Source organism: Streptomyces sp. NPDC088732 (assembly GCF_044751205.1).
Taxonomy (GTDB): Bacteria; Actinomycetota; Actinomycetes; order Streptomycetales; family Streptomycetaceae; genus Actinacidiphila.
Window position 1 is genome coordinate 238,461 of sequence record NZ_JBIVLI010000005.1, and the last position, 23,827, is coordinate 262,287.

Genomic DNA, 23,827 nt, shown 5'->3' on the forward strand with positions numbered 1-23,827 from the left:
AGCTGTCCTCTCGCGCTTGACCGAGGTAGATACCGGGTGTCCGGCCGCCGGGCGGTCGCGCCAGCTCTGCGTCAGGCAGAGTTGGTGGTGACTGTCGTGCAGCTATGTTAACGGCTGGTTTCGCGCCCTGATTCCAGCCATCCGGCCAGCTTGCCGCCCCGGCCGACCGCGCGCAGCCGCGCCTCGGCCTTGTCGCGCACCGGGTCGGTCGCGACGACCAGGAGTTCGTCGCCGGTCCGCAGCACGGTCGTCGGCAGCGGCACGAAGCTCTTGCCCTCGCGGACGACCAGTGTGACCGCGGCCCCGGGCGGCAGCCGCAGTTCGTTGACCTCCACGCCGTGCATGCGCGACCGGGTGGGGATGCGCATCGACAGCAGGTGGCCGCGCAGCCGTTCCAGCGGGGCCGACTCGATGCCCAGGTCCTCGGCCTCGCCCGGGTCGTCGATGCGCAGGGCCTTGGCGATCCACGGCAGGGTCGGGCCCTGCACCAGGGTGTAGACGATCACCAGGACGAAGACGATGTTGAAGATCCGCTCGCTCTGCTCGATCTGGGCCACCATCGGGATGGTGGCGAGCACGATGGGCACCGCGCCGCGCAGTCCCGCCCAGGAGATCAACGCGTGCTCGCGGAGGGGCATGCGGAAGGGCAGGAGGCTCGCCGCCACCGACAGCGGCCGCGCGACCATGGTCAGCACGAGCCCGACGACGATCGCCGGCACGATGTCGTCGCCCAGTTCGTGCGGGGTCACCAGCAGGCCCAGCAGCACGAACAGCCCGATCTGCGCGATCCACGCGAGCCCCTCGGCGAAGCCGCGGGTGGCCGGCCGGTGCGGCAGCCTGGCGTTGCCGAGCACGACGGAGGCGACGTAGACGGCGAGGAAGCCCGAGCCGTGCGCCATGGCGCCGCCCGCGTAGGCGAGGACGGCGATGGCCATGACCGCGATCGGGTAGAGGCCGGAGGCGGGCAGCGCGACGTGGCGCAGGGCGTACGCGCCGAGCAGGCCGACCGCCAGGCCGACGACGCAGCCGATCGCCAGCTCCAGGATGATCTCGCCCAGCAGGACGCCCCAGTTGTGCACCGGCCAGTGCTCGGAGAAGGCGACGACCAGGATGACCACGGGTGCGTCGTTGAAGCCCGACTCGGCTTCCAGGACACCGGTCAGCCGGGTCGGCAGCGGGACCCGGCGCAGTACGGAGAAGACCGCCGCCGCGTCGGTGGAGGACACCACGGCGCCGATGAGGATCGCCTGCCGCCAGTCGAGTCCGACGAGGTAGTGCCCGCCCGCCGCGGTGACGCCGACGCTGATCGCGATCCCGAAGGTCGCGAGCACGGTGGCGGCCGGCATCGCCGGTTTGATCTCCCGCCACTTGGTGCCCAGACCACCCTCGGCAAGAATCACCACAAGTGCGGCATATCCTAGCACTTGGGTTAGTTCGGCGTTGTCGAACTTCACGCCGAGGCCGTCCTGCCCGATCGCCACGCCGATACCCAGGTAGATCAGCAGGCTGGGCAGTCCGCTGCGCGAGGAAAGGCGCACGGCGATCACCGCGATGAGCAGCACGGCGGCGCACACCAGCAGGAGCTCGTTGAGGCGGTTGACAGTCAGGAGCCGTTCCTTTCACCGCAGTTCGTTGCCCTGCCTAACATTTTACCTGCGCTTGGGGTCGCTGCGATCTCTGCGGCCCGTCCGGGAGTGGCTTCTGCACCGCTTCCGTACAGCTTCCGTCCCCGCTCCCGGCACCGCTTGGGAGGCGGCTGGACACTACGCCTAAGGTGGCCCCTAGCAATCGGTCCACCCTGCCCTCGAAGGACATCGATGCCCCCCAAGACAAAGTCCCGCCGCGTGCGCCTGATCGTGATCGGGGTCGTACTCCTGCTGGTGGCGGGCATCGCCTTCGGGTCGTACTGGAGCGTCGCGACCGTTCGCGCCTCCCTCCCGCAGACCACCGGAACGCTGCAGCTCAAGGGCCTGTCGGGGCCCGTGCAGGTCAAGCGGGACGGCAACGGCATCCCGCAGATCTACGCGGACACCCCGCAGGACCTCTTCCGCGCCCAGGGGTACGTCCAGGCGCAGGACCGCTTCTACGAGATGGACGTGCGCCGGCACCTGACCGCCGGCCGCCTCTCGGAGATGTTCGGCAGCGGCCAGGTGGAGACCGACGCCTTCCTGCGCACGTTGGGCTGGCGGCGGGTCGCGCAGGCCGAGTACGACACGAAGCTGTCGAAGACCACCAAGGACTACCTGCAGGCCTACTCGGACGGCGTCAACGCCTACTTGGACGGTCACAAGGGCGCCGACCTGTCCGTGGAGTACGCGGCCCTCCAGCTGACCAACGACTACACCCCGGAGCGGTGGACGCCGGTCGACTCGGTCGCCTGGCTCAAGGCCATGGCCTGGGACCTGCGCGGCAACATGCAGGACGAGATCGACCGCGCGCTGCTGACCAGCCGGCTGAACCCCCAGCAGATCGCGAGTCTGTACCCGGCGTACCCGTACGCGCGGCACCAGGCGATCGTCGACGGCGGAACGGTCAATACCGTCACAGGTGCGTACGAACCGCCCGGCACCGCCACGAGCGGCGCGTCCGGCGACACTTCGGGCACGGGCACCGGCACGGGCACAGGCACCGACGGAGGCACAGGCACCGGCACCGACGGCGGTACCGGCACAGGCACCGACGGAGGTGCCGGCACAGGCACCGACGGAGGTACCGGCACCGACGGCGGCACCGGCTCCACCGTCGACGAGGCCGCCGGCAACCTGCAGTCGCAGCTCGCCTCGCTCTCCGGCACCCTGGACCAGATCCCGGCGCTGCTCGGCCCCAACGGCAACGGCATCGGCTCCAACTCGTGGGTCGTCGACGGTGAGCACACCACCACCGGCAAGCCGCTGCTCGCCAACGATCCGCACCTGGCGCCCCAGATGCCCTCGCTCTGGTACCAGATGGGCCTGCACTGCACGACGGTCTCCCAGGCCTGCCCCTTCGACGTCGCCGGCTACACCTTCTCCGGCATGCCGGGCGTGGTCATCGGCCACAACCAGTCGATCGCCTGGGGCATGACGAACCTGGGTGCCGACGTCACCGATCTGTACCTGGAGAAGCTCTCCGACAGCACCTACCTGTACGACGGCAAGCAGCGGCCGCTGCAGACCCGCCAGGAGACGATCAAGGTCGCCGGGGGAGCGGACCGCACGATCACCGTCCGCAGCACCAACAACGGCCCGGTGGTCTCCGACCGCAGCTCCGAGCTGCTCAAGGTCGGCGACCGGGCGCCCGTGGACAACTCCGCGCCCGACCGCGGCGACGGCTACGCGATCTCCCTGAAGTGGACCGCCCTCCAGCCGTCCAAGACGATGGACGCGGTGTTCGAGCTGGACACCGCGACCGGCTGGGACGAGTTCCGGGCCGCGGCCCGCGACTTCGCGGTCCCCTCGCAGAACCTGATCTACGCCGACGGCAAGGGCGCCCACGGCAACATCGGGTACCAGGCCCCCGGCCAGGTCCCGACCCGCGCCGCCGGTTACGACGGCACCTACCCGGCCCCCGGCTGGGACCCGAAGTACCAGTGGGGCAAGCCGATCCCCTTCGACGCCATGCCCTGGGACTACAACCCGCCGCGCGGCTACATCGTCACCGCCAACCAGGCCGTGGTCGACCAGCACAAGTACCCCTACCTGCTCACCCAGGACTGGGGCTACGGCACGCGCAGCCAGCGGATCAACGACCTGATCGCGTCCAAGATCAAGGACAGCGGGCTGGTCTCGATGGACGACATGCAGAAGATGCAGAGCGACAACAGCAGCGAGATCGCCAAGCTGCTGGTGCCGTACCTGCTGAAGATCGACATCAAGAACGACAAGGACGACTACGTCCGCAACGCGCAGAAGCTGCTGGAGAGCTGGGACTACAACCAGGACGCGGACTCCGCGGCCGCGGCCTACTTCAACGCGGTCTGGCGCAACACCCTCAAGCTCGCCTTCGGCAACAAGCTGCCCAAGGAACTGCGCCCGAAGGGGCAGTGCCTGACCGTGCCGGCGGCCGACCGGTCCGGTCCGGTCGACGACCTGAGCGGCAAGTCCCAGCTCGTGCGCGAGTGCGGCCAGCGCGACGCGGACCAGGCGCAGCCGGACGGCGGCGACCGCTGGTTCGAGGTGGTGCGGTCGATCATCAAGGACGAGGACAACCCGTGGTGGACCACGTCCCCCACGGCCTTCTTCGACAAGGACAGCGGCAAGCCGCGCACGACCCGCGACGAACTGCTCGCCCAGGCCATGAAGGACGCCCGCTACGAGCTGACGGCCAAGCTCGGCAAGAACATCGACACCTGGAGCTGGGGCCGGCTGCACCAGCTGGAGCTGCGCAACCAGACGCTCGGCACCGGCGGCCCGGCCGTCGTGCGCTGGCTGCTGAACCGCGGGCCCTGGAACCTCGGCGGCGGCGAGGCGGCGGTCGACGCCACCGGCTGGAACGCGGCCGGCGGCTACGAGGTGGTCTGGGTGCCGTCGATGCGGATGGTGGTCTCGCTGGACGACTTCGACAAGTCGCGGTGGATCAACCTCACCGGCGCCTCCGGCCACGCCTACAGCTCGCACTACTCGGACCAGACGACGAAGTGGGCCAAGGGCGAACTCCTGCCGTGGGCGTTCACCAAGCCCTCGGTCGACGCCAAGACGCAGGACACGCTCGCGCTGACGCCGTGAGCCGCTGACGCGCACGTACCAGGAGGGGCGAGCCCGTGGGGCCCGCCCCTCCTCGCGTTCAGCGCGGCCCGAACCGCCGTACGCCGTCCGGGGTGACGGCCGCGTCCACCGGCCGGTCGTGCGGCTCGGCGGGCACGCGCTCCAGGACTTCGTGCCCGTACAGCAGGACCACCAGGGCCGGCGTCGCCCCGCACGCCTCCAGCCGGGCCAGCACGCGGTCGTAGCTGCCGCCGCCGCGCCCCAGGCGCAGGCCGCGCGTGTCGACCGCCAGGCCCGGCAGCAGCACGGCGTGGGCGCCCGTGACGGCGTCGGGGCCGAGGCGGGGGCCGGTGGGCTCGTACAGGCCCCGGGACGTCCGCACGAGCGCGTCCGGGCCCTCGTAGGGGCCCCAGTCCAGATCGTTGTCGGGGAGCAGGACGGGCAGCAGGACCCGCACGCCGCGTTCGCGCAGTGCCTCCAGCAGCGCGCGGGTGCCCGGTTCCGTGCCCATCGAGACGTAGGCCGCCACGGTCCGGGACTTCCCGGACAGCTCGGGCAACTCCAGCGCATGGTGGGCGATTCGCCGCTCCGCCTCCGTCCGGACGCTGTTCGTCAACCCGCTCCTCACCCGGATGAGGTTTTCTCGCAACCCTGCTTTGCTACCGTGACCGCTATTCATTTGGCTCACAAACGCCGCCTACCGCCGTCAAGCAACCGGAACTTCATCTTCACCTCATATACAGCGGTTATTGTGCAGACCATGACTCACGCGCGTACTCGGATCAGCAAGGCTGTCATCCCCGCAGCCGGCCTCGGCACCCGTTTCCTTCCCGCCACCAAGGCGACACCCAAGGAAATGCTGCCGGTCGTGGACAAGCCCGCCATCCAGTACGTGGTCGAGGAGGCCGTCGCGGCCAACCTCTCCGACGTCCTCATGATCACCGGCCGCAACAAGCGCCCGCTCGAGGACCACTTCGACCGCAACTACGAGCTCGAAGAGGCCCTGACCCGCAAGGGCGACGAGTCCCGGCTCGCCAAGGTCCAGGAGTCCAGCGACCTGGCCACCATGCACTACGTCCGCCAGGGCAACCCCCGCGGCCTCGGCCACGCGGTCCTCTGCGCCGAACCGCACGTCGGCGACCAGCCCTTCGCGGTCCTCCTCGGCGACGACCTGATCGACCCCCGCGACCCGCTGCTCAGCACGATGATCGACGTGCAGGAGCGGCACGGCGGCAGCGTCGTGGCGCTGATGGAGGTCGACCCCAGCCAGATCCACCTCTACGGCAGCGCGGCGGTCGTCCCCACCGACGACGACAACGTGGTCCGGATCACCGACCTCGTCGAGAAGCCCGCGGCGGGCGAGGCGCCTTCCGCGTACGCCATCATCGGCCGCTACGTCCTGGACCCGGCGATCTTCGGCGTGCTGGGCAAGACGCAGCCCGGCCGCGGCGGCGAGATCCAGCTGACCGACGCCCTGCGCGAACTGGCCCAGGCGGGCGGCCCCGACGGCCCCGTGCACGGCGTGATCTTCAAGGGCCGGCGCTACGACACCGGAGACCGTGCCGACTATCTGCGTGCCATTGTCCGACTGGCATGCGAACGTGATGACCTGGGCCCGGACTTCCGGACCTGGCTGCGTTCGTATGTCAACGAGGAGATGCAGGCTTGAGCAGTAGTACGGCCGCCGGTGCCGATCGCGTCTGGTCCGTCTCGGAACATCTCGACAACATCCTCCGGCAGTTGAGACCCCTGGAGCCGATCGAGCTGCAACTGCTCGACGCCCAGGGGTGCGTGCTCGTCGAGGACGTCATGGTGCCGGTGTCGCTGCCGCCCTTCGAGAACAGCTCGATGGACGGCTACGCGGTGCGCACCACCGACACCCAGGGCGCGGACGACGAGCATCCGGCCGTACTGACCGTCATCGGCGACGTGGCGGCCGGCAGCGGCGAGCCGCCGACCGTCGGACCGGGGGAGGCGGCGCGCATCATGACCGGCGCGCCGCTGCCGCCCGGTGCCGAGGCCGTCGTCCCGGTCGAGTGGACCGACGGCGGCAGCGGCGAGCCGGGGCCCGTCAGCGGCATGGCCGCGGCGAGCCGTGCGCCAGGGGCGTCGTCCGGCGAGGTCCGGGTCTACCGGCAGGTCGAGGCGGGCGCCCACGTCCGGGCCCGCGGCAGCGACGTGACCGCCGGTGAGCTGGCCCTCGCCGCGGGCACGGTGCTGGGGCCGCCGCAGATCGCGCTGCTCGCCGCCGTCGGCCGAGCCGCGGTGCGGGTGCGGCCCCGGCCGCGGGTCGTCGTGGTGTCGACCGGCAGCGAACTGGTGCCGCCCGGTGAGGCGCTCGGTCCCGGCCGCATCCACGACTCCAACAGCTTCATGCTCACCGCCGCCGCGCGGGACGCGGGCGCCCAGGCGTACCGCGTCGGCGCGGTCGCCGACGACGCCGAGACCTTCCGCGCCACCGTCGAGGACCAGTTGATCCGCGCCGACCTGGTGGTCACCAGCGGCGGTGTCAGCGTCGGCGCGTACGACGTGGTCAAGGAGGCGCTGGGCGAGGAGATCGAGTTCCGCACGCTGGCCATGCAGCCCGGCAAGCCGCAGGGTTTCGGCTTCGTCGACGCGGGCGCCCGTGCCGAGCCCCCGACGACCGACGCCGCCGCGGAGGACGAGGAGGCGGCCGCGGAGCCGGAGCGCACCCCGCTGGTCGCGCTGCCGGGCAACCCGGTCAGCGCGTACGTCTCCTTCGAGCTGTTCGTGCGCCCCGCGATCCGCACGCTGATGGGTGTCGAGCCCATCCACCGGCCGTCGGTGCGGGCGGTCTGCCCGACGGGCGTGACCTCGTCCCCGAAGGGCAGGCGCCAGTTCCTGCGCGGCCGTCACGAGGCCGCGACGGGCACGGTCACCCCTGTGGGCGGGGCGGGTTCGCACTTGGTGGGGGCGCTCGCCCACGCCAACTCGCTGATCGTCGTTCCCGAGGACGTCACGGAGATCGCCGCGGGCTCCGAGGTCGACGTGGTCCTGCTCGACTGAGCGGGTAGCGTACTCCCACGCGAGCACGCGCGAGCAGTGGGAGTGTCCGTAGCGATGACAGAACAGCAGCGCCTGACGCACATCGACGCCGCGGGGGCGGCCCGGATGGTCGACGTGTCGGAGAAGGACATCACCACCCGCACCGCGCGCGCCACCGGCCGGGTCCTGGTCTCGGCGCGCGTCGTCGAACTGCTGCGGGGCGAGGGCGTTCCCAAGGGCGACGCCCTCGCCACCGCGCGCATCGCCGGCATCATGGGCGCCAAGCGCACCCCCGACCTGATCCCGCTCTGCCACCCGCTGGCCGTCTCGGGCGTGAAGGTCGACCTCGCCGTGGGCGACTCCTCCGTCGACATCACCGCCACGGTGCGGACCACCGACCGCACGGGCGTCGAGATGGAGGCCCTGACCGCGGTCAGCGTCGCCGCGCTCACCGTGGTCGACATGGTGAAGGCCGTGGACAAGGGCGCGGTCATCACGGACGTACGGGTCGAGGAGAAGACCGGCGGCGCGTCGGGGGACTGGAGCCGCGACCGATGAGGGCACTCGCGATCACCGCCTCCAACCGGGCTGCCGCAGGGGTCTACGAGGACCGCGGCGGCCCCCTTGTCGTCGCCGGGCTCACGGAGCTCGGCTTCGCCGTGGACGGCCCGCGCGTCGTCCCGGACGGCGATCCGGTGGGGCAGGCCCTGCGGCAGGCGGTGGCGGAGGGCTACGACGTCGTGGTCACCACCGGCGGCACCGGGATCTCGCCCACCGACCGCACCCCCGAGGTGACCCGCGACGTACTGGACTACGAGGTCCCGGGGATCGCCGAGGCCATGCGCGCCGCCGGCCGCGAGAAGGTGCCCACGGCGGTGCTCTCCCGTGGCGTGTGCGGCGTGGCCGGGCGCACCCTGGTGGTGAACCTCCCCGGATCGACCGGCGGCGTCAAGGACGGGCTGGCCGTGCTGGCCCCGCTCCTCGTGCACGCCGTCGACCAGCTCCGCGGGGGCGATCACCCTACGTCTGGGAGACCGAGCTGAACGTGTCCTGGCCGGCCGAGCTGGTGGACGGGGACGTCCTCCTCCGCCCGATAAAGATGCGCGACCAGCGCGCCTGGCGCGAGGTCAACCGCCGCAACCGCGACTGGCTGCGGCCGTGGGAGGCCACCGTGCCGCCCGCCCCGCCCGGCCACGTGGCCCTGCGGCCCACCTACCGGCAGATGGTCCGGCACCTGCGCCACGAGGCCGCCTCGGGGCGCATGATGCCGTTCGTCATCGACTACCAGGGGCGGCTGGCCGGGCAGCTCACCGTCGCGGGCATCACCTGGGGCTCGATGTGCAGCGCCCACATCGGCTACTGGGTCGACGAGGCGGTCGCGGGGCGCGGCGTGATGCCGACCGCCGTCGCCCTGGCCGTGGACCACTGCTTCCGCGCGGTCGGCCTGCACCGCGTCGAGGTGTGCATCCGGCCGGAGAACGGGCCGAGCCGGCGCGTGGTGGAGAAACTCGGCTTCCGCGACGAAGGACTGCGCCCCCGCTATCTGCACATCGACGGGGCGTGGCGGGACCATCTCGTGTTCGCGCTGACGGCCGAGGAGGTGCCGGAGGGGATGCTGAACCGGTGGCACCAGGCGCGACCCGGTACGGCTCACAAATAAGATATCTGTTCGAAATTCGTCGCCGTTTCGGCCCTCGCACGAACGCAATCAGAAAAAAATTTCGGCGTATCAGCCAGATCGTGCGACACACCGCGCCAAATTGCGTATCCGTCGTCGCGAACCCCCCTACCGTGTGAGGCGTGAGCAGCAGCGGCCTCATTTACGCAGTCATCGTCGGGGCCTGGGCTGCCTACTTGGTGCCGATGTGGCTCCGTAGGCAGGACGAGCTCAACGAAGCGCGCCCGACGGAACGCTTCAGCACCGCGATCCGGCTGCTGTCCGGACGCGCGGCGCTGGAGCGCAGGTACGCCAAAACGGCGGACCCGGACGAGGAGACCGAGGGAGACCCCACGGTCGACGTCCGGGACCTTGCCGTGCCCGCGCCCGAGGTGCCGGCGCAGCCCAGGCCACTGGCGGCCAAGCCGCAGGGGCAGGGCCAGGGGTCAGCGCAGGCGCAGGCCGGGGCGCAGCTCAAGGCCAAGAAGCCCAATCCCCGGGCCAAGGTGCTCGCCGCGCGCCGGCGCACCACCACGCTGCTCTTCCTCGCTTTCACCTTCGGCATGATCGTGGCCGCCGTCGGCGGCGTCGCCTTCCTGTGGGCCCCGGGCATCCCGGCGGTGCTGCTCACGTTCTACATCGCCCACCTGCGGGCCCAGGAGCGCCGCCGCTTCGAGGTCAAGTTCGACCAGCGCCGCGCCGCCGAGGCCGCCAAACGCCTCCGCGACGCCCGTACGGCCCGCGAGCACGCCCCCGAGGCCCCCGAAGCGACCGAGCCCGCGCCGCTGCCCCCGGCCGAGGAGCCGGCCACCGCCGACCGCCGGGCCCTCGTGGAGCAGACCGACCACGCGGAGTGGGTGGACCAGCAGCGCACCCCCACCGAGGACGCCTGGGAAGTCCCGGCGCCCCGCCCCACCTTCTCCACCGCCCCCGTGGCCCCCCGCCGCACCCGGGACCGCTCCCGCACCCCCCTGTTCGACCAGCACTCCGACCGCGACCGCCCCCGCGCCGCCAACGAGTGATCCGCACCGGGTGAGCGGAGCACCCCCGCCGGGGTGCTAGAGTTTTCCTCGTTGCAAGGGCCTGTGGCGCAGTCCGGTAGCGCACCTCGTTCGCATCGAGGGGGTCAGGGGTTCGAATCCCCTCAGGTCCACAACAGGGCCGTTCACGACTTAGGTCGGGAACGGTTCACGAGATCCCATCCAGATCGGTTGTCTGGGTGGGATTTCCTGCATTTCAGGCTGGGTACGGCACGGATGCCGCTTCGGGAAGCCCCGTTCGGTGCCGTGGGCACGTCGAGCGGAGCCGGCGATGGTTGCGCGGGCATGGCGAAGCGGCCGTGGGACCGGAGTGCTGGTGGTCCCACGGCGCGGCGGTGTGGCTTCGCTTGTGCCTGCCGGACGTCTACGTGACGGGGTTCTCGGGCGGCGGGGTGGCGATGTCGCTCTCTTCGAGGAGATCCGTCGCCTCGTACGGATCGGGCGTCTGGGGAACCTGGCCGATCGTGTAGTACTCCGCCTTCCACAGGCGTCGCTCGCGGAGGAACGACTCGATGGTCCTCAGGTTCTCGACCATGAGTTGGACGGCGGTCAGCAGGGTCTGCGCCACCCGTCCGCGGCTCTGCCGCTTCTCGCGGGCGTGCAGAAACGTGTCGACGTTCTTGGCGCGGCCGTTGAGCCCTTCGATGTGGCTGCGCAGGCCGCGGTAGGCGCGTTGCCAAAGCGCCCGGCCCCAGGGGAGTTCCTGGCGCAGTTTGGGCATCACGTCGGCCGGCACTGTCACCGTGGACTGCTGGCAGATCGCGGGACGTTGGTGCTTGGGACTGTGGGGCGGTCGTACCGTTGGGCGTGCCCCGGGATGGGCGCGACGGGCGCGCGGATTGTCCAGGTCGACGGTGTGCGCGGCACGGCCTGGACGTGGAGGCTGTGTGCGACGCCGCGATCGGTCGGCGTCCGCGTCGCGCTCCTGGGCCCAAGGGCAGGTGACGCGCGGGCTGGTGCCTGCTGCGGGGCACTGGCGGCGTTCCAGACCGCGGTGGTCTGCCGACTGCTTCAGGGGCAGGACGTAGGGGTCTGCCTGGACGATGAGGGGCAGCAGTTCTTCTCTCTGGGAGCTGCTCTTCGCTGCGGACATCTGGTGGTAGGCGTCGATGATCCGCTGCGGTGTGTGGGGGCACAGCAGATCGCCCGCGATGGCGATGGTTCCTTCGGGGGCGTCCTTCTCCTTCTTGACCATGGTGGTCTTGTAGTCGAGGACGACTTTGTAGCCGAGGGCGCGTACGGGGGTGTGGAAGTTCTCGACCTTGGCATCGGAGTAGGCGAGGTCCCCGGCGATGAATCCCTTGACGGGCCAGAGCCGTTGGACGATCTGCAGCAGGCGGACGGCTTGGGGACCGATGTCTTTGCTCGGCGCGTGGACGGCCATGCCCATGCACAGTTGGGGGTAGCGACGGGAGGTGGCCGGGTCGCTATGTCCCGCCACCAACAGCGTGGCGCTGTAGCCGAAGGTCTCATCACCGCCGCCGGAGACGTGCAGGCCGGCCGTCACTTCGAGCGACGCGTGTCGCCTGGTGCTCGGCCGGGCCCAGGTAGGGACCGCGGTTGTGTCCACCGACAGATCGCCACGCCAGTCGTCCATCAGACCGCGGGCGACGGCAATGCGGACGGGCACCAGGACAAGCTGGTTGGCGATGCGCGAAAGCGCGTGCGAGGCATCGAGATTGCGCGGATGTGCCCAGGCCAGACGGTAAGGCTCTGTTTCGTGGCGGGCCATCCGGGTCCGCCGGTCATGCCGGGCCGGGTCCAGCAGAGTCGTGATGCGGGACCACGCATCGTAGAACCGCTTCGCCGAGGCGTGCGTGGCATCGATGTCCGTCGCATCGACCGGCCTGAGCTCGAAGTACTTCAGCCAGTGCTTACGCAGCCGGAACTGCATGCACTCCCAGGCGTCGTCGATGTTCGTACTGCGTGTCTCGCGAGCGGCGAGGATCAGGCCGACCAGCACACTTTCGGCAGGAAGACCGCGAGGACCAGGACGGGCGGCCTCCAACGGGGCGAGCTCGTCGAGAATTCCGCTGGCCCGGACGAGGTCGCGGACCTGCCGCACATGGCGGTCGTTGAGCTTGGAGGGATGCGGTGACGGCGCCGGCCTGCGCTCTTCACGCTTGTGCGTCATGCCCACCCCCGCAGCAGGCGAACGGCGGCGTCTTTGGAGATCTCGGGCACCCAGGCCAGGTAGGGAGCGAGAGAGGCGGCGGACTGCAGGCCGGCGGCCTTGGCGACGAGGTCGGAAGGGACGCGGTCGCGGAGGAGGGAGACGATCCAGGTCGCGCGCAGGCGTCTCATGTCCGGGACGGGGACCTTGCGATCACGAGGCCGGTTTCTGTCGACCCAGTTGCTGATCGCGTTCTTCGGGTGCTCCACCTCGCGGTCCGGGGCGTACAGGTACCGGTGGCCCGCGTTGCTGGCGAGTTCGGCGAGGGTCTCCTCCCAGAGCGACCGGCAGACGATCAGCCGGTCGCTGCCAGGAACGCGGACGACAACCGCATCGCTGGTCAGGACGTGAATGTCTGTCCCGCGCACAGCGAGCATCTCTGCGGGGAACAGGCCGCAGCCGGCACCCAGAGCAAGCATCGCCCGGGCGTTGCCACGGCCGGTGGGGGTGGGCGGAAGGTTGTCCGCCCACACGGCCAGGCGGGTGAGGGCGCTCGCGCTGTAGGGCCGCGCGCGGGATCGGTCGGCGCTCAGGTGCGGCCGCGCCGGCTCGCCGCGCTCGACCCAGACCAGCACCTCGCGGACCCTGCTGAGCAGCGATGCGTAGGTCTGGAGCGTGCTCGGAGCGTGCTTCGTGCCCGTCAGCAGGCAGTGGGTGATGGTCGACTGGTCCAGCCACACAGCCGGGTCGCGGGGCACGCCCGCTCGCTCGGCATGGACAGCGAGCATCGCCACTACACGCAAGACCGTGGTGAGCCGGTACGGAACGTGGTCGGCCACGGTCGCGACCAGCATCCGCACGCCGTCGGCAACCGCCTCCCACTCCGGCGGTGCGTCTTTCGGGCGGTACCGCAGGATCGCATGACTCATTTCTGGCTCCAGCACGACGTGCCACGAATAGCGGCTAATCAAATAGCCGCATTGCTGGACATAGTGCACGTCGACGTGGAGGAGCGCATCTCGATGCCCGGTGGCACGCACCGCAGCACGGCCCCGAGGGACTTTGCCGTGGACCCGGACCTGTGGCCCCACGCGCCGCTGCCCGGGCACCCGCAGGCGGGTGTCGTCCAGGCCCTCGCGCGGGCCCTGGAGCGCGAGATGGCGCGTCAGGGCCTCAGCCTGAGGCAGTTGGCGCAACTGAGCGGGATCAACCGGCAGGTCATCGCGAACCTGCTCCGTGGGGACAGTTGGCCCGACGTCGTCACCGTCAGCCGGCTTGAGGACGGTCTCGGGATGCCGTTGTGGCCCGGGGCGACGAGCCCGGCGTCGGCCGTCGCTGGAGACATGAACTGACACGTATGCCTACTTTCCGCACATTCTACGGTGGAATGGCAGGGTGAAATCGGCCACGCGCCCCCGAGCGGAGATGCTCTCCACTAATCTCGGGTGTACGTGAACCATGATCAGGGGCACGTGAGGTGCCGCCGGGCTCCACCCCGGCGGCACCACCCCTGAAGCAGTGACCAGGAGCGCGTGGTCTGCGTCAGGCGGCCTCCGAGGTGTTGTCGGCGCGAGCGATCTCGTAGACACCGCGGGAGACCTTGACTACAAGGCCCTTGCGCGCGAGGCGATTCAGGGCCGTTCGGACGTTCTCGGTGGGCCGCTTTGAGCTGCGCAACTTGTCGGTTCTTCCCTGATCTCTCAGGCGGTTGATGGCTTCCAGGACGTCACTGACGCGCAGGGGCCGGTTCGCGCTTGCCATGAGGTTCATGATCAGGTCCGGAAGCGTTGCCGTGCCTGACTCGTTATCGACTTCCGTCATGGCAGGCTGAGGATCGTCTGTTGGGGTGAGGTCCTCAGCCTCTGCGTCCTGACCCTCGACGGTTTCGCCCTCAGTCGCTTCGCGTGGTTGCTGCGGAGAGACGCCCAGGTCGGGCAGCGACTCGATGAGTGACGCGTAGAGGGCCTCGAGACGGGCCAGGCGCCCCTCGGCTTGGGCGAGTTGCGATCGCAGAGTGGAACAGCCCTCGTGCTGCTCCTTCATCTGCTCGTGCACCAAGGTCAGGGTGTCCAGCACGGCGGAATGCGCGCCTGATTCCATCGGCATGCTTCCTCCTGTGTCACGGCCAACATCAACCAGGCGCAAGCGTAGGGGACTTGTCGGGTATGACGGGCCAAGATCCAGGAAATCCGGCGTCGGAAAACAGACCTTGCCAGACACGGTCGGTTCTGGACTGCACGCGACGGTTGCAACCGACCAGGTGCCTTGTCTGGTTGCTACTGCCGGACTGCCTGGAAGCGAGCCTGACGGGTCGGTGTCTCCTGCCGTTGTGCGTGCTTGGGGCGGATGTACCAGTCGGCCATGCGAGCCGGCTCGGCGTAGCTCGACTGGGGTTGCGTCCGCAGCGCCGGGGCGGGTGCCGAGACGCTCGTGCCTGGACTGTGCGATCGACGTACTGAAGTCCCTGAGGGGTGCCGGCATTTGCTATCCGCTGGCTGTGACGGCCTCTGATTGCAGAGCGATCCGGCGAGCTGCGGCGGCAGTAATCTGCTCGGGCCCGAACTCGGCGACCAAGCGGTCCAGCAGCGTGTTCAGACGCGCGGCCTCATCGGCTCGATCTCGGGACATGCCGTCCCGCAGGGCCCGAGTCGCGTACTCATCCGGATCCTGCCCGGAGGCTGCAGCGGCATCTCGCACCCTCGCGTAGACCTCGTCGCTTACTTGCACACTGAGCAAGTGCATGCCGTCCTTGCCAGGATATGCGGTGGACAAGGTGTCGATGGGCAGCAGGTCGCCCAGTGCGGCCCAGACGCCGCTCAGAGCAACCTGCCGGTTCGCAGTGCTGATCACGGTGAGCAGACGGGTCCGGTCGGCCGAAACCGCCAGCGGGATTGGGCATTTGTGTCGGGCAGCCCTGAGCTCTCTCTTGAGGGCTGGGCGAATCAAGGTGACCTCGATGGCGTGCACTGGCATGGCCGCTCCTTGTGGGGGATCTATAGGGGAGTCCGTCGATGGGAGCAGTCGGAGACGAGTCATCGCCCGCAATTGGCCAGACGTCGCCGACGGTCTTCGACGGATCTCAGAAGAGCGTGATCGGTCCGGCCGGCAGCCACCCGTCGAGGTAGCCGTCGACGAGATCGGTGGTGCGGTCGGAGTGGGGTTCCCGAAGGACATCGTCAAGTACTGCCCGCGGCGTCCACCGAGCCTTCAGGTCGGGGAGGTCGGTGGCGAATGGGGCAGAGAGCATTGGGGGGCCGATGCGCGCGAGGAAGACGTGCTCCTCCACCCGTACGGCCGATGTGCCGTCCGGAGGACGGGCCCAGCGTCGCCCGATTACGGAGCCCCAACGCACGGCTCGCCCTCCGAAGTAGCGTTCCGCCACTCGAGCAGCGGCTTCCGCGTAGGACTCCGTCGATCTGAGGGAACTTTGAGGCAAGGCCCAATGCGACGGATCCGAATCAGGGCACGGGAAAAGAGCCACCCTCTCATCAGTGTCGATCGCGACGAGGGTGGCCATGCGGCGAAATCGAGGAGCAAGGACATCCATGAGAGCAGCATCGAACGCGGCTAGACAAATAGCCACTGGGTTGAGCCGGGAGAGCGGTCGATGCCATATGTCAAGTGACTGCCGATTCTGGTGTGCGACGCTTCGTGCGGCCAGAGCGTCGGGCCAGGCCGAGGTTGTCCGTAGAAGGCTGGCTCGACCGGTCGTGTTCGGTGGTAAGCAGCAGCGGGATCCCGCTCAGCAGAACATCCTCCGAGTCCCGTCCAGTGCCGTGGCGGCCGATGTAGTGCGGGCTGGCGCGCTTCGGGGGCATCCGCCGATGTTGCGCCGGTTTGAGCACCGAGAACCGCATCAACCGGGCATCGGGAGGGCGCCGTCCCGTGCCAGCGGGCGCGGCCAGGACACCGTTGCCCTGCGGCACCTCATCGTGCGGGCGCGATCTGCCTGCGGACCTCAGGGTTCGCGTTTGACTCGAACAAATCTGCGGCGTAAATTGAGCAATGTTCAAGTTGTACGGTGTTCAAGTTTGGGATGAGGGGTGTTGCGATGACGACCGCCACGTCGGTTGCCTTCCGGCCCGGGAGGGCGTTGCTGGCGCTCTCCCTCTCGGTGGCCGTGGTTCTTCTGGGGAGCACCATCCTCAATGTGGCGCTTCCACAGATGCAGAAGGCACTCGGTGCCGGGGCCACGGGCCAGCAGTGGATTCTGAACGCGTACACGTTGACCTTCGCGGGCTTTCTGCTGGTCGCGGGGAACGCGGGCGACCGGTTCGGGCTCAAGCGTCTGCTGGTCTGGGGCACGGCAGGATTCGCGCTCACCACTGCGATCGCCGGGTGCCTGGACTCGGTTGCCTGGGTGATCGTCATGCGCGCACTGACCGGCGTTGCCGCGGCGACCATCATGCCGACCAGCCTTGCGGCGATCCTCCGGATCTTCCCGGCGGAGAACCGGGCCCGGGCGATCACGATCTGGGCCGCGGCGTCCGGTCTTTCCCTCTCACTCGGTCCACTGCTGGGCGGGGTCATGCTCAGCGCAGGGCTCTGGTGGGGTTCGGTCCTCGAACTGGTCGCCGCATTCGCCGTGCTCGCACTCCTGGCGACGATCTTCTGGGTCCCGGAGGTCGCGGGAAGCGGTTCGGGTGATCTCCGCGTTCAGCCGGTGGCCGGCTCGCTCGCCGGAATCTCCCTGCTGGTCTACGGAGTGATCCACGTCAACGAGGGCGGATGGGTCACGGCCGGCACCCTGGTGCCCCTGATGGCGGGCATCGTCGTTCTGCTGGGTCTGGTCGTCACGGAGATCCGTCATCACGAGCCCTTGGTCGACATTGCCCTCTTCCGGCACCCGTCGTTCACCATCGCGGCGACGGCGCTGACCCTCGGCTCATTCGTCGTCTTCGGCTACCTGTACGTCGACACCTTCTACCTCCAGGAGGAACGGGGCTTCTCGCCGCTGCAGACCGGGCTTCTGCTGCTTCCGCTCTCGGCGGGACTCGTACTGGGCGCGCCGCTGTCGCGGCGGTTGTCTCAGCGGATGGGCGCGCGGTTCGCACTGGCAATGGGGCTCGGCCTGATGGCTGTCGCATTCGTCGGCATGGTCGGTCTCGGTGCGCATACCAACGTCACCTGGTTCATGCTCGAAGCCTTTGTGCTGCAGTTCGGTTTCGCGCTGGTGCTGTCTCCGGGAATGACACTGGCCTCCTCCTCCGTGCCGCCGCAGCGAGCAGGCGCTGGATCCGCGCTGCTGAACACCCTGCGCCAGTTGGGCAGCGCGCTGGGCGTCGCGGTCCTGGGATCGATCCTGTGGTCTCACTTCGCGGGCGGCATGGACGCCCGGCTCGCCAATGTCCCGGCAGGTGTGCGCGAGGCCGCCTCTTCCTCGCTGACCTCCGCCCTGGCGACGGGTAACCGCGCCGCCCTTCAAGCGGCCGGGCCGTCCTTCCTCGGTGCGATGCACACCGTTTCCCTTGTCGCGGCCGGCGTGTCGGCGGTCGCCGTGATGGCCACGGTCTTCTTGGGCATGGGCAGCCGATCCCGAGTCCCGCAGCAGCCGACGGCCGAGGCCGCACGCGAACTGGTCTGGACGGGCCGGTGAGCGGCTTGCCACCACCCAGCCGGCTCCCAGGCCGAACCTCATCAGGCGGTGCCTCACCGACCGAGCATTAAGGTGGGCCTCCGGAGGTTCGTGTGTTCGCTCGTACGCACCCGGTGGCCGCCAGCCGTCCGGCACCACCGAACACTCCAGGACCACGCTCTCAGAAGGAACAGCACCATGCGTTTGAGTCGCGCGATAGTTCTCAGCAGGGCGCTTGAACTGCTTGACGAAGCGGGCCTGGAAGCGCTGACCATGCGCAAACTCGCCACGGCGCTCGACGTGCACGTCGGCGCCCTGTACTGGCACTTCGAAGACAAGAAGGCACTGCTGGACGCCATGGCGGAGGAGATCCTGTCCGGGATCGCCGCCCCCGACCCCTCGTGGGAATGGCGAGCACGGCTGACATGTCTGGCCGGTGCGCTGCGCCAAGCCATGTGCTCACGTCGCGAAGGCGCACGACTGGTCGCGGGAACGTTTGTGGTGCAGCCGAACACCCTACGTACCGGACGGGCGCTCACGGCCACGCTGCTGGACGCCGGCGTCGACCCGGAGCGCGCACCAACGCTTGCTTTCGCGCTCTTCTACTACGTGCTCGGCCACACCATCGAGGAGCAGGCTCGCGACAGCATCCCGCAGGAGTCATTCGAGGCCATGTTGTCCGAGGCCGAGGCTGAGGCCGCCCGCGCAGGCGAAGACCCCGATACGTCACTGCGGGCCATGTACGCCGTCGAGGCGGGCGAGCGCTTTTTCAGCGGCCTGAATGTTTTCCTCGACGGGCTGGCAGCCGAGGGGGCGCAGCGGCCGCACCGGCCGAGTTGACCCTTGGTCCAGGCATGGGCGTCGACGACCCAGGTGCGCGCCCGTTTTCATGCCGCCACCTTGTATTGAAGGGCTGCCCGAAGTCGTCCAAAGCGACTGTCCCCGTACTTGGCGAACCGGCTCGCCGCCATTGATGAACGCCCCTGGCCCAGGGGACATCAACGGTGGTGCGAACCGACTCCGCGGTCAGGAGGAATGATAGGAACCGGAGGCCGCCGCGTCGGTGATCTGGCGAGGCGTCGTTCCCAGCCACCAGGCCGGGTGGGCGGATCCCTTCGTGGTGCGGCCGTCATTGTGGACGTAGTAGCGCTCATCGCGGCCCGGGGTACTCAGCTCTCCCGCCAGCGCCCGCTCGAGCCATTCGGCCCCGAAGCGGAAGACTTCTGCCGCGGTACCGCCCAGTGGATGGAACTCGTTCTCGTAGACGCGCATCTCCTTGGGCGCCCGGACTCGCTCGTATGTGGCGAGAGCCTGCTCCAACTGGGTGAGTTCGTCGAACTCGCCGATCCCCATCAGCAGTGGACACGTGATGTCCGAGACAAGAGCGCCCAGGGGCATGCGCTGCGCCAACTCCGCGTCGAAGAGATCCTCGTCGGTGTAGCCGGACATGTACATGTAGTTGTTCTTGAAGCTGGGCTGCGCCCGTTCGAAGATCGTCTCGAAGTCACCGGAGACCGCCTCGAAAGTTGCCACGGCGGCGAGCCGGGAGTCGGTCGCCGCCGCACGCATGCCCCAGTAGCCGCTCATGCTGATCCCGAACATGCCGATGCGCCGGGCGTCGACCTCAGGCAGCTCCGCCAGGTAATCGATGTAACGACCGATGGCCCGCTCGTAGTTGGTCAGGTCCACCGCCAAACCGCCCGCACGCGACTCGCCCTGGCCCGGCCCCTCGATGGACAGGGCCACCACGCCGCGGGAGGTGTAGTACCGCTCGGCGGCGTAAATGTAGTCCTCCTTGATCATGTCCATTCCGGGGCCGAGGATTACGGTGGGCGCACCTCGTACCTCGCCGGCGGGCAGGTGGAGCAAGGCATAGATGTGCTTGCCCTCGAAGTCGAGGACCACCCGGCGCACCCGGTTGCCGCGCAGCTCGGAGAGACGGGCCACACAGTGATTGCACCGGTCACGGAACGCGGTCTTGCGGGGGTCTCCCGCGTCGAAGACGGAGTACTGGGCCCGCCCCCACATCACGGCCCCACGCAGATACAGATCCGCAGCCGTCTGGGCGAAGCCCTCCGCCTCATGGTGCGTCGCGCGCTCCTCCGCCTGGGCGGCCACGGTGGCCCAAGCCTTGGGAAGCATCGCGCCGCTACGGACCTGCGCGAAGACCTTGTCGAAGTCGGTGTGATCGTGACCCAGCTGTTCCATGGTGCCCTTGGCGGCCGGGTGCAGCGCGTCGAAGCCGCCCTGGGCGATGGCGATGTCGAGTGCCCAGTTCTGTCCGGTGGAGCGCGCGGTCATGACGGATCCTCTCGTTCGACCCCCACCTTCGTCCCAGAGGACATCTTCTCCCGTCGTTTTATCCTTCTATGCGCGCTTGGACCGGAGTGTCGCCCGTCGAGCAAAGGCCGTTCACCGACGTCGAGAGAGCCGGCGCGCATTGCCACGTCGGCGGACAGGCGCGGGGAGTATCAGGCACGTCTGAGCTCGAATAATGTGTGCCTCGTAAGTTGGCCGGGCCAAGCTCGACTCGACGAGCGACGCGACGGACAGCCCGTCAGGACGACGTTCCGGCCGCACATGAAGTGCTCGCGCGCCGCGGGTCAGCGCTGGAGGATCTCGACCAGGCGGGGGACCTGGGACGTCATGCCCTGGTGCACGAAGTCCGTGAGGTCCGCGAGGGACTCCGCGCGGTGCGTCTCCAGGCCGTAGCCGCGGGCGAGGTCCAGGACGTCGACGCCGGAGATGTCGAGGTAGTCGCCCTTGGGGACGTGCAGGATCTCGGAGAACTCCTCCAGGGCCCGGTATCGGTGGTTGGTGCAGACCACGTACGTCACCGGCACCCGGTAGCGGGCGGCGCTCCAGAGGGCGGAGGTGGTGTACTGCATCGCGCCGTCCCCGATCAGGGCGACGACGGGCCGCTCGGGGCGGCCCAGCCGCAGCCCGATCGCGGCGGGCAGCCCCCAGCCGAGGCCGCCGGCGGCCGGGTAGAACAGCGACTTGGGCCGGGTGAGGGTGAGTCGGTCGCGGATCATGTCCGCCGAGGTCCACTCCAACGCGACGACGGCGTCGTCGTTCTTCCCGGCGTCGATCGCGTCGAGGATGGCCTCCGCGGTGAACGCCGGCCCGGTGGTGTCCGCCTCGGGGAGGGTCCGCTCCGGGGGCCAGGACCGGTCGCTCGGCGCGACGGCATCGGCGAGGCGGACCAGCGCGTCGGACGGATCACCGACGCCGATGCGCCCGACCGGGGCACGCGCGGCTTCGTCGGGGTCGTCGGTGACCCCGTACAGGCGGACGCCCGGCGGCAGGAAGTCACTGCCGCTGGGCGCGTGGTAGCGGAAGACCGGTGCTCCGACGCAGAGGACCACGTCGTACCCGGCGAGGGTGTCGGCGACGGCGCCGACGGCGGACGGCAGCTGGCCCTGGTAGCAGCGGTGACGGGTCGGGAACGGGGTCCGCGGCGGGCTGGGTGCCACCCACACCGGCAGGCGGGCCCGCTCGGCGAGGGCCACCGCGGCCCGGAATCCCGCCTCGGTGTCCGCGCCGGGCCCCAGGACCAGCGCCGGTGACGTCGCCCGGTCCAGGGCTTCGACCAGCATGGTGAGCGTTCGCGGGGCCAGTACCGGGGCGCCGTCCACCACCCGCTCCAGGAGGTGGGTCAGGGCGCTCTGCTCAGCGGGCTCGGTCCAGTCGTCCAGCGGGACCGACAGGTAGGCCACGCCGCGGGGCGCGGAGTCGGCGAGCATCAGGGCCTTGGAGACCAGCGCGGGCCCGTCCTGCGGCCGCAACGGCTCACCGGACCACTTCACCAGCGGGTCGCACAGCTTGGTCGGGTCGACGTTGGTGAGCATCGCCCCCACCGGGACGTAGCGGCGCGCCTGCTGACCCGCCATGACGACCATCGGCGTGTGGCAGGCGGCGGTATTGGTCATGCAGCCCATCGCGTTGCCGGTGCCGGACGCGGCGTGCAGGTTCAAGAACCCCGTGGTGTCCGTGGCCTGGGCGTAGCCGTCCGCCATGGCGATCGCGGCGCCCTCCTGGAGGACCAAGTAGTAGGGGATGTCCTCGGGCAGGCCGGTGAGGAACGACAGCTCGTTGGACCCGGGATTGCCGAAGACGGCGCTCACGCCGTGATGGCGCAGGACGCGGTAGAAGGCATCGCTGACGGTCGCCATGAGCGGCCCCTTGCCCAGAGTGATCGAGCCCGTCCCACGACCGTAGGAGCGGTGTGCGTAAAGGGCAAATCGGGCGTGAACAGACAGCCCGACCAACTCGCCTCACATGCAGTGGTGACAGAACGGCACGAATAGAGCAGTCCTGCGGCTCAAGCGAACCCGGTACAGGTCAGCCATTGGCGCGCTTCCCGCCGGTAGGGCTCCTCATCGGTGTCGGGTATCGGTGCTTTGTCGCTGAGCGCCGGCCCACCTCGCCTACTTCGCGTAGCCGGCCAGGGCTCTGTCGAGCAGCGCTTCCGACTCGTCCAGAAAGCGCCGCGCGTATCCCAAGTCGAGGCCACGCGAGGGCAGGATGGGCGTGCCCTTCCTGCCGAACAGGTCGCCGCTGCGGCCCTCCAACTCCGGGGTGAACAGGAGAGGTACCATGCAGCGGGCGTAGGACTGCGGGGACGGGGCCAGAACGCCGATGAGACCCTCCACCACTCGGTGCGTCGCACTTCCCTCGCCGAGCAGGTTCGCGCGGATGTCCGTCCTGATGACTCCCGGCGCCATGCCGAAATAGGCCGGGCCGGGAAAGCGAGAGTGTGCCGCCGTCACCAGCGCCTCATTTCCGGCGAGGGTATTGCCGTGCGCCCGCATGGCCGAATAGTGGTGCTCGGAGTTCAGGTCGGCGAGCGTGCCGGTCTCCCCCCACCCCGGCGAGCCCATGACGAACACCCGCGGGCGGAAGGTGTCATCGCCTCGGGCGGAGCCGAGTCGTCCCGTGAGTCCCCGCAGGATGGCCAGCCGATTCAGAAAACTGACCGCCATGTCCCGTTCCACCCCATCGAGGGTCTCCTCACGAACTCTGGCGGCGAAGGTTCCGGTCGTGAACAGGAGGACATCGCAGTCCTCCACGGACAGTTCACGGCCGATCCGCTCGGCCTCCCGCAGGGAAGAGAGGTCGACAGGAACGAATGACCGTTGGTCCGATGGAGCATCGCGGAGAGTGCGGCCCACCACCGTGACTGCCGCACCACGGGCTAGGGACTGGGTGGCGATGGCGCGTCCCAGCCCATTCGTACCACCAATCACGATCAGCCGACGCCCGGTCAGGTCCAGTTGTTCGATCGGGTCGAGATGCAGGCGCAGTGCGTGGTCCCGTCTCGGCGGCCTCATCCTGCCGGGCCTCGGCTCAGTGGCCAGACGTGCTGGGGACGTGTCCATGGTGATCCTTCGTGACGCTTCGTAGGGGGTGGGACGGGTGGTTGCCAGCGACGAACACGATCAGCCCCTGCCGAGGGAATGCTCCGGGGCAAGCGTGCAGGTCTCTCAGGGCACGACCGGCTCGTCACTCACTCGGGCATGAATGCATCCGGCGCGTGGACCGCTGGCCCTTGGCGTGGCGCTGAAAGTCCGGAACTCCCTGGGCGGCACCGCCAGGGTGACGATGGGTCGCTGGTAGCTTCCACGAACCTGATAGCACCGTGGAGGTCAAGCCCAAGAGATGCACGCACCCGAACGGTTTGTCCGTACGCGATGTTCAGGCCGATCCGGTCGACCAGCCCAGCTCCGTGTGTCGATCTTCGCAAGAACTTCT

20 protein-coding genes and 1 tRNA gene are annotated in these 23,827 nt (G+C 69.3%); 11 read left to right on the forward strand and 10 right to left on the reverse strand.

Annotated elements, in window-relative coordinates; genetic code table 11:
* Positions 1-107: 107 nt before the first annotated feature.
* The gene (locus tag ACIP9H_RS11490; protein ID WP_401587986.1) at positions 108-1,607 is read right to left on the reverse strand and encodes a potassium/proton antiporter; all 1,500 of its coding nucleotides are present in this window, start codon (positions 1,605-1,607) and stop codon (positions 108-110) included.
* A 210-nt stretch (positions 1,608-1,817) separates the two neighbouring features.
* On the opposite strand from ACIP9H_RS11490, the gene ACIP9H_RS11495 reads away from it, so the two are divergent.
* Complete coding sequence (locus ACIP9H_RS11495) at positions 1,818-4,703, forward strand: penicillin acylase family protein (RefSeq protein ID WP_401587447.1); 2,886 nt, start codon at positions 1,818-1,820, stop codon at positions 4,701-4,703.
* Between the two features lie 58 nt (positions 4,704-4,761).
* On the opposite strand, the gene ACIP9H_RS11500 is transcribed toward ACIP9H_RS11495, so the two are convergent.
* Positions 4,762-5,361, reverse strand: a complete 600-nt coding sequence (locus ACIP9H_RS11500; protein ID WP_401587450.1) for a 5-formyltetrahydrofolate cyclo-ligase — start codon at positions 5,359-5,361, stop codon at positions 4,762-4,764.
* A gap of 81 nt (positions 5,362-5,442) precedes the next feature.
* Here ACIP9H_RS11500 and galU point away from each other — a divergent pair, with 81 nt between their 5' ends.
* From galU to ACIP9H_RS11535, 7 genes are all read left to right on the forward strand, one after another.
* Positions 5,443-6,351: a UTP--glucose-1-phosphate uridylyltransferase GalU gene (galU, locus tag ACIP9H_RS11505; RefSeq protein WP_401587453.1), complete on the forward strand. Its 909-nt coding sequence runs from the start codon at positions 5,443-5,445 to the stop codon at positions 6,349-6,351.
* Entirely contained in the window at positions 6,348-7,709 is a 1,362-nt protein-coding gene (gene glp, locus ACIP9H_RS11510; RefSeq protein WP_401587455.1) for a gephyrin-like molybdotransferase Glp, read from the forward strand. Before galU ends, glp begins: the two co-directional genes overlap by 4 nt.
* Before the next feature lie 54 nt (positions 7,710-7,763).
* The gene (gene moaC / locus ACIP9H_RS11515; protein ID WP_401587457.1) at positions 7,764-8,246 is read left to right on the forward strand and encodes a cyclic pyranopterin monophosphate synthase MoaC; all 483 of its coding nucleotides are present in this window, start codon (positions 7,764-7,766) and stop codon (positions 8,244-8,246) included.
* Entirely contained in the window at positions 8,243-8,731 is a 489-nt protein-coding gene (locus ACIP9H_RS11520; protein ID WP_401587459.1) for a molybdenum cofactor biosynthesis protein B, read from the forward strand. The genes moaC and ACIP9H_RS11520 overlap by 4 nt, the downstream gene beginning before the upstream one ends.
* Positions 8,728-9,348 carry a GNAT family N-acetyltransferase gene (locus ACIP9H_RS11525; RefSeq protein ID WP_401587989.1) on the forward strand — a complete coding sequence of 207 codons (621 nt, stop codon included), beginning with the start codon at positions 8,728-8,730 and terminating at the stop codon, positions 9,346-9,348. The genes ACIP9H_RS11520 and ACIP9H_RS11525 overlap by 4 nt, the downstream gene beginning before the upstream one ends.
* A 140-nt stretch (positions 9,349-9,488) precedes the next feature.
* Entirely contained in the window at positions 9,489-10,367 is an 879-nt protein-coding gene (locus ACIP9H_RS11530; protein WP_401587462.1) for a hypothetical protein, read from the forward strand.
* Positions 10,368-10,424: 57 nt separating this feature from the next.
* Positions 10,425-10,498, forward strand: a tRNA-Ala gene (locus ACIP9H_RS11535).
* Positions 10,499-10,749: 251 nt separating this feature from the next.
* On the opposite strand, the gene ACIP9H_RS11540 is transcribed toward ACIP9H_RS11535, so the two are convergent.
* Positions 10,750-12,519, reverse strand: coding sequence for a hypothetical protein (locus ACIP9H_RS11540; RefSeq protein ID WP_401587464.1), 1,770 nt, complete (start codon positions 12,517-12,519; stop codon positions 10,750-10,752).
* Positions 12,516-13,427 (reverse strand): hypothetical protein, encoded by a 912-nt coding sequence (locus ACIP9H_RS11545; RefSeq protein ID WP_401958895.1) that lies wholly within the window; start codon positions 13,425-13,427, stop codon positions 12,516-12,518. The genes ACIP9H_RS11540 and ACIP9H_RS11545 overlap by 4 nt, the downstream gene beginning before the upstream one ends.
* A 51-nt stretch (positions 13,428-13,478) precedes the next feature.
* Between ACIP9H_RS11545 and ACIP9H_RS11550 the strand changes: the two genes are divergently transcribed.
* Entirely contained in the window at positions 13,479-13,850 is a 372-nt protein-coding gene (locus ACIP9H_RS11550) for a helix-turn-helix domain-containing protein (protein ID WP_401587469.1), read from the forward strand.
* 190 nt (positions 13,851-14,040) lie between these two features.
* On the opposite strand, the gene ACIP9H_RS11555 is transcribed toward ACIP9H_RS11550, so the two are convergent.
* The 3 genes from ACIP9H_RS11555 to ACIP9H_RS11565 form a co-directional block, all read right to left on the reverse strand.
* Positions 14,041-14,604: a hypothetical protein gene (locus ACIP9H_RS11555; RefSeq protein ID WP_401587472.1), complete on the reverse strand. Its 564-nt coding sequence runs from the start codon at positions 14,602-14,604 to the stop codon at positions 14,041-14,043.
* Between the two features lie 378 nt (positions 14,605-14,982).
* A complete protein-coding gene (locus tag ACIP9H_RS11560; protein WP_401587475.1) occupies positions 14,983-15,471 on the reverse strand; it encodes a hypothetical protein in 489 nt (162 codons plus the stop codon).
* Positions 15,472-15,577: 106 nt separating this feature from the next.
* Positions 15,578-15,745, reverse strand: coding sequence for a hypothetical protein (locus ACIP9H_RS11565; RefSeq protein ID WP_401587478.1), 168 nt, complete (start codon positions 15,743-15,745; stop codon positions 15,578-15,580).
* An 804-nt stretch (positions 15,746-16,549) separates the two neighbouring features.
* Here ACIP9H_RS11565 and ACIP9H_RS11570 point away from each other — a divergent pair.
* Complete coding sequence (locus tag ACIP9H_RS11570; RefSeq protein WP_401958898.1) at positions 16,550-18,094, forward strand: MFS transporter; 1,545 nt, start codon at positions 16,550-16,552, stop codon at positions 18,092-18,094.
* 177 nt (positions 18,095-18,271) lie between these two features.
* Positions 18,272-18,913 carry a TetR/AcrR family transcriptional regulator C-terminal domain-containing protein gene (locus tag ACIP9H_RS11575; RefSeq protein WP_401958900.1) on the forward strand — a complete coding sequence of 214 codons (642 nt, stop codon included), beginning with the start codon at positions 18,272-18,274 and terminating at the stop codon, positions 18,911-18,913.
* Positions 18,914-19,099: 186 nt separating this feature from the next.
* On the opposite strand, the gene ACIP9H_RS11580 is transcribed toward ACIP9H_RS11575, so the two are convergent.
* The 3 genes from ACIP9H_RS11580 to ACIP9H_RS11590 all read right to left on the reverse strand — a co-directional run bounded on the left by ACIP9H_RS11580 (position 19,100) and on the right by ACIP9H_RS11590 (position 23,454).
* Positions 19,100-20,374: an alpha/beta hydrolase gene (locus ACIP9H_RS11580; RefSeq protein WP_401958902.1), complete on the reverse strand. Its 1,275-nt coding sequence runs from the start codon at positions 20,372-20,374 to the stop codon at positions 19,100-19,102.
* Positions 20,375-20,676: 302 nt separating this feature from the next.
* Positions 20,677-22,248 carry a benzoylformate decarboxylase gene (gene mdlC / locus ACIP9H_RS11585; RefSeq protein ID WP_401958905.1) on the reverse strand — a complete coding sequence of 524 codons (1,572 nt, stop codon included), beginning with the start codon at positions 22,246-22,248 and terminating at the stop codon, positions 20,677-20,679.
* A gap of 255 nt (positions 22,249-22,503) precedes the next feature.
* Entirely contained in the window at positions 22,504-23,454 is a 951-nt protein-coding gene (locus ACIP9H_RS11590; protein ID WP_401958907.1) for an SDR family NAD(P)-dependent oxidoreductase, read from the reverse strand.
* Positions 23,455-23,827 lie beyond the last annotated feature (373 nt).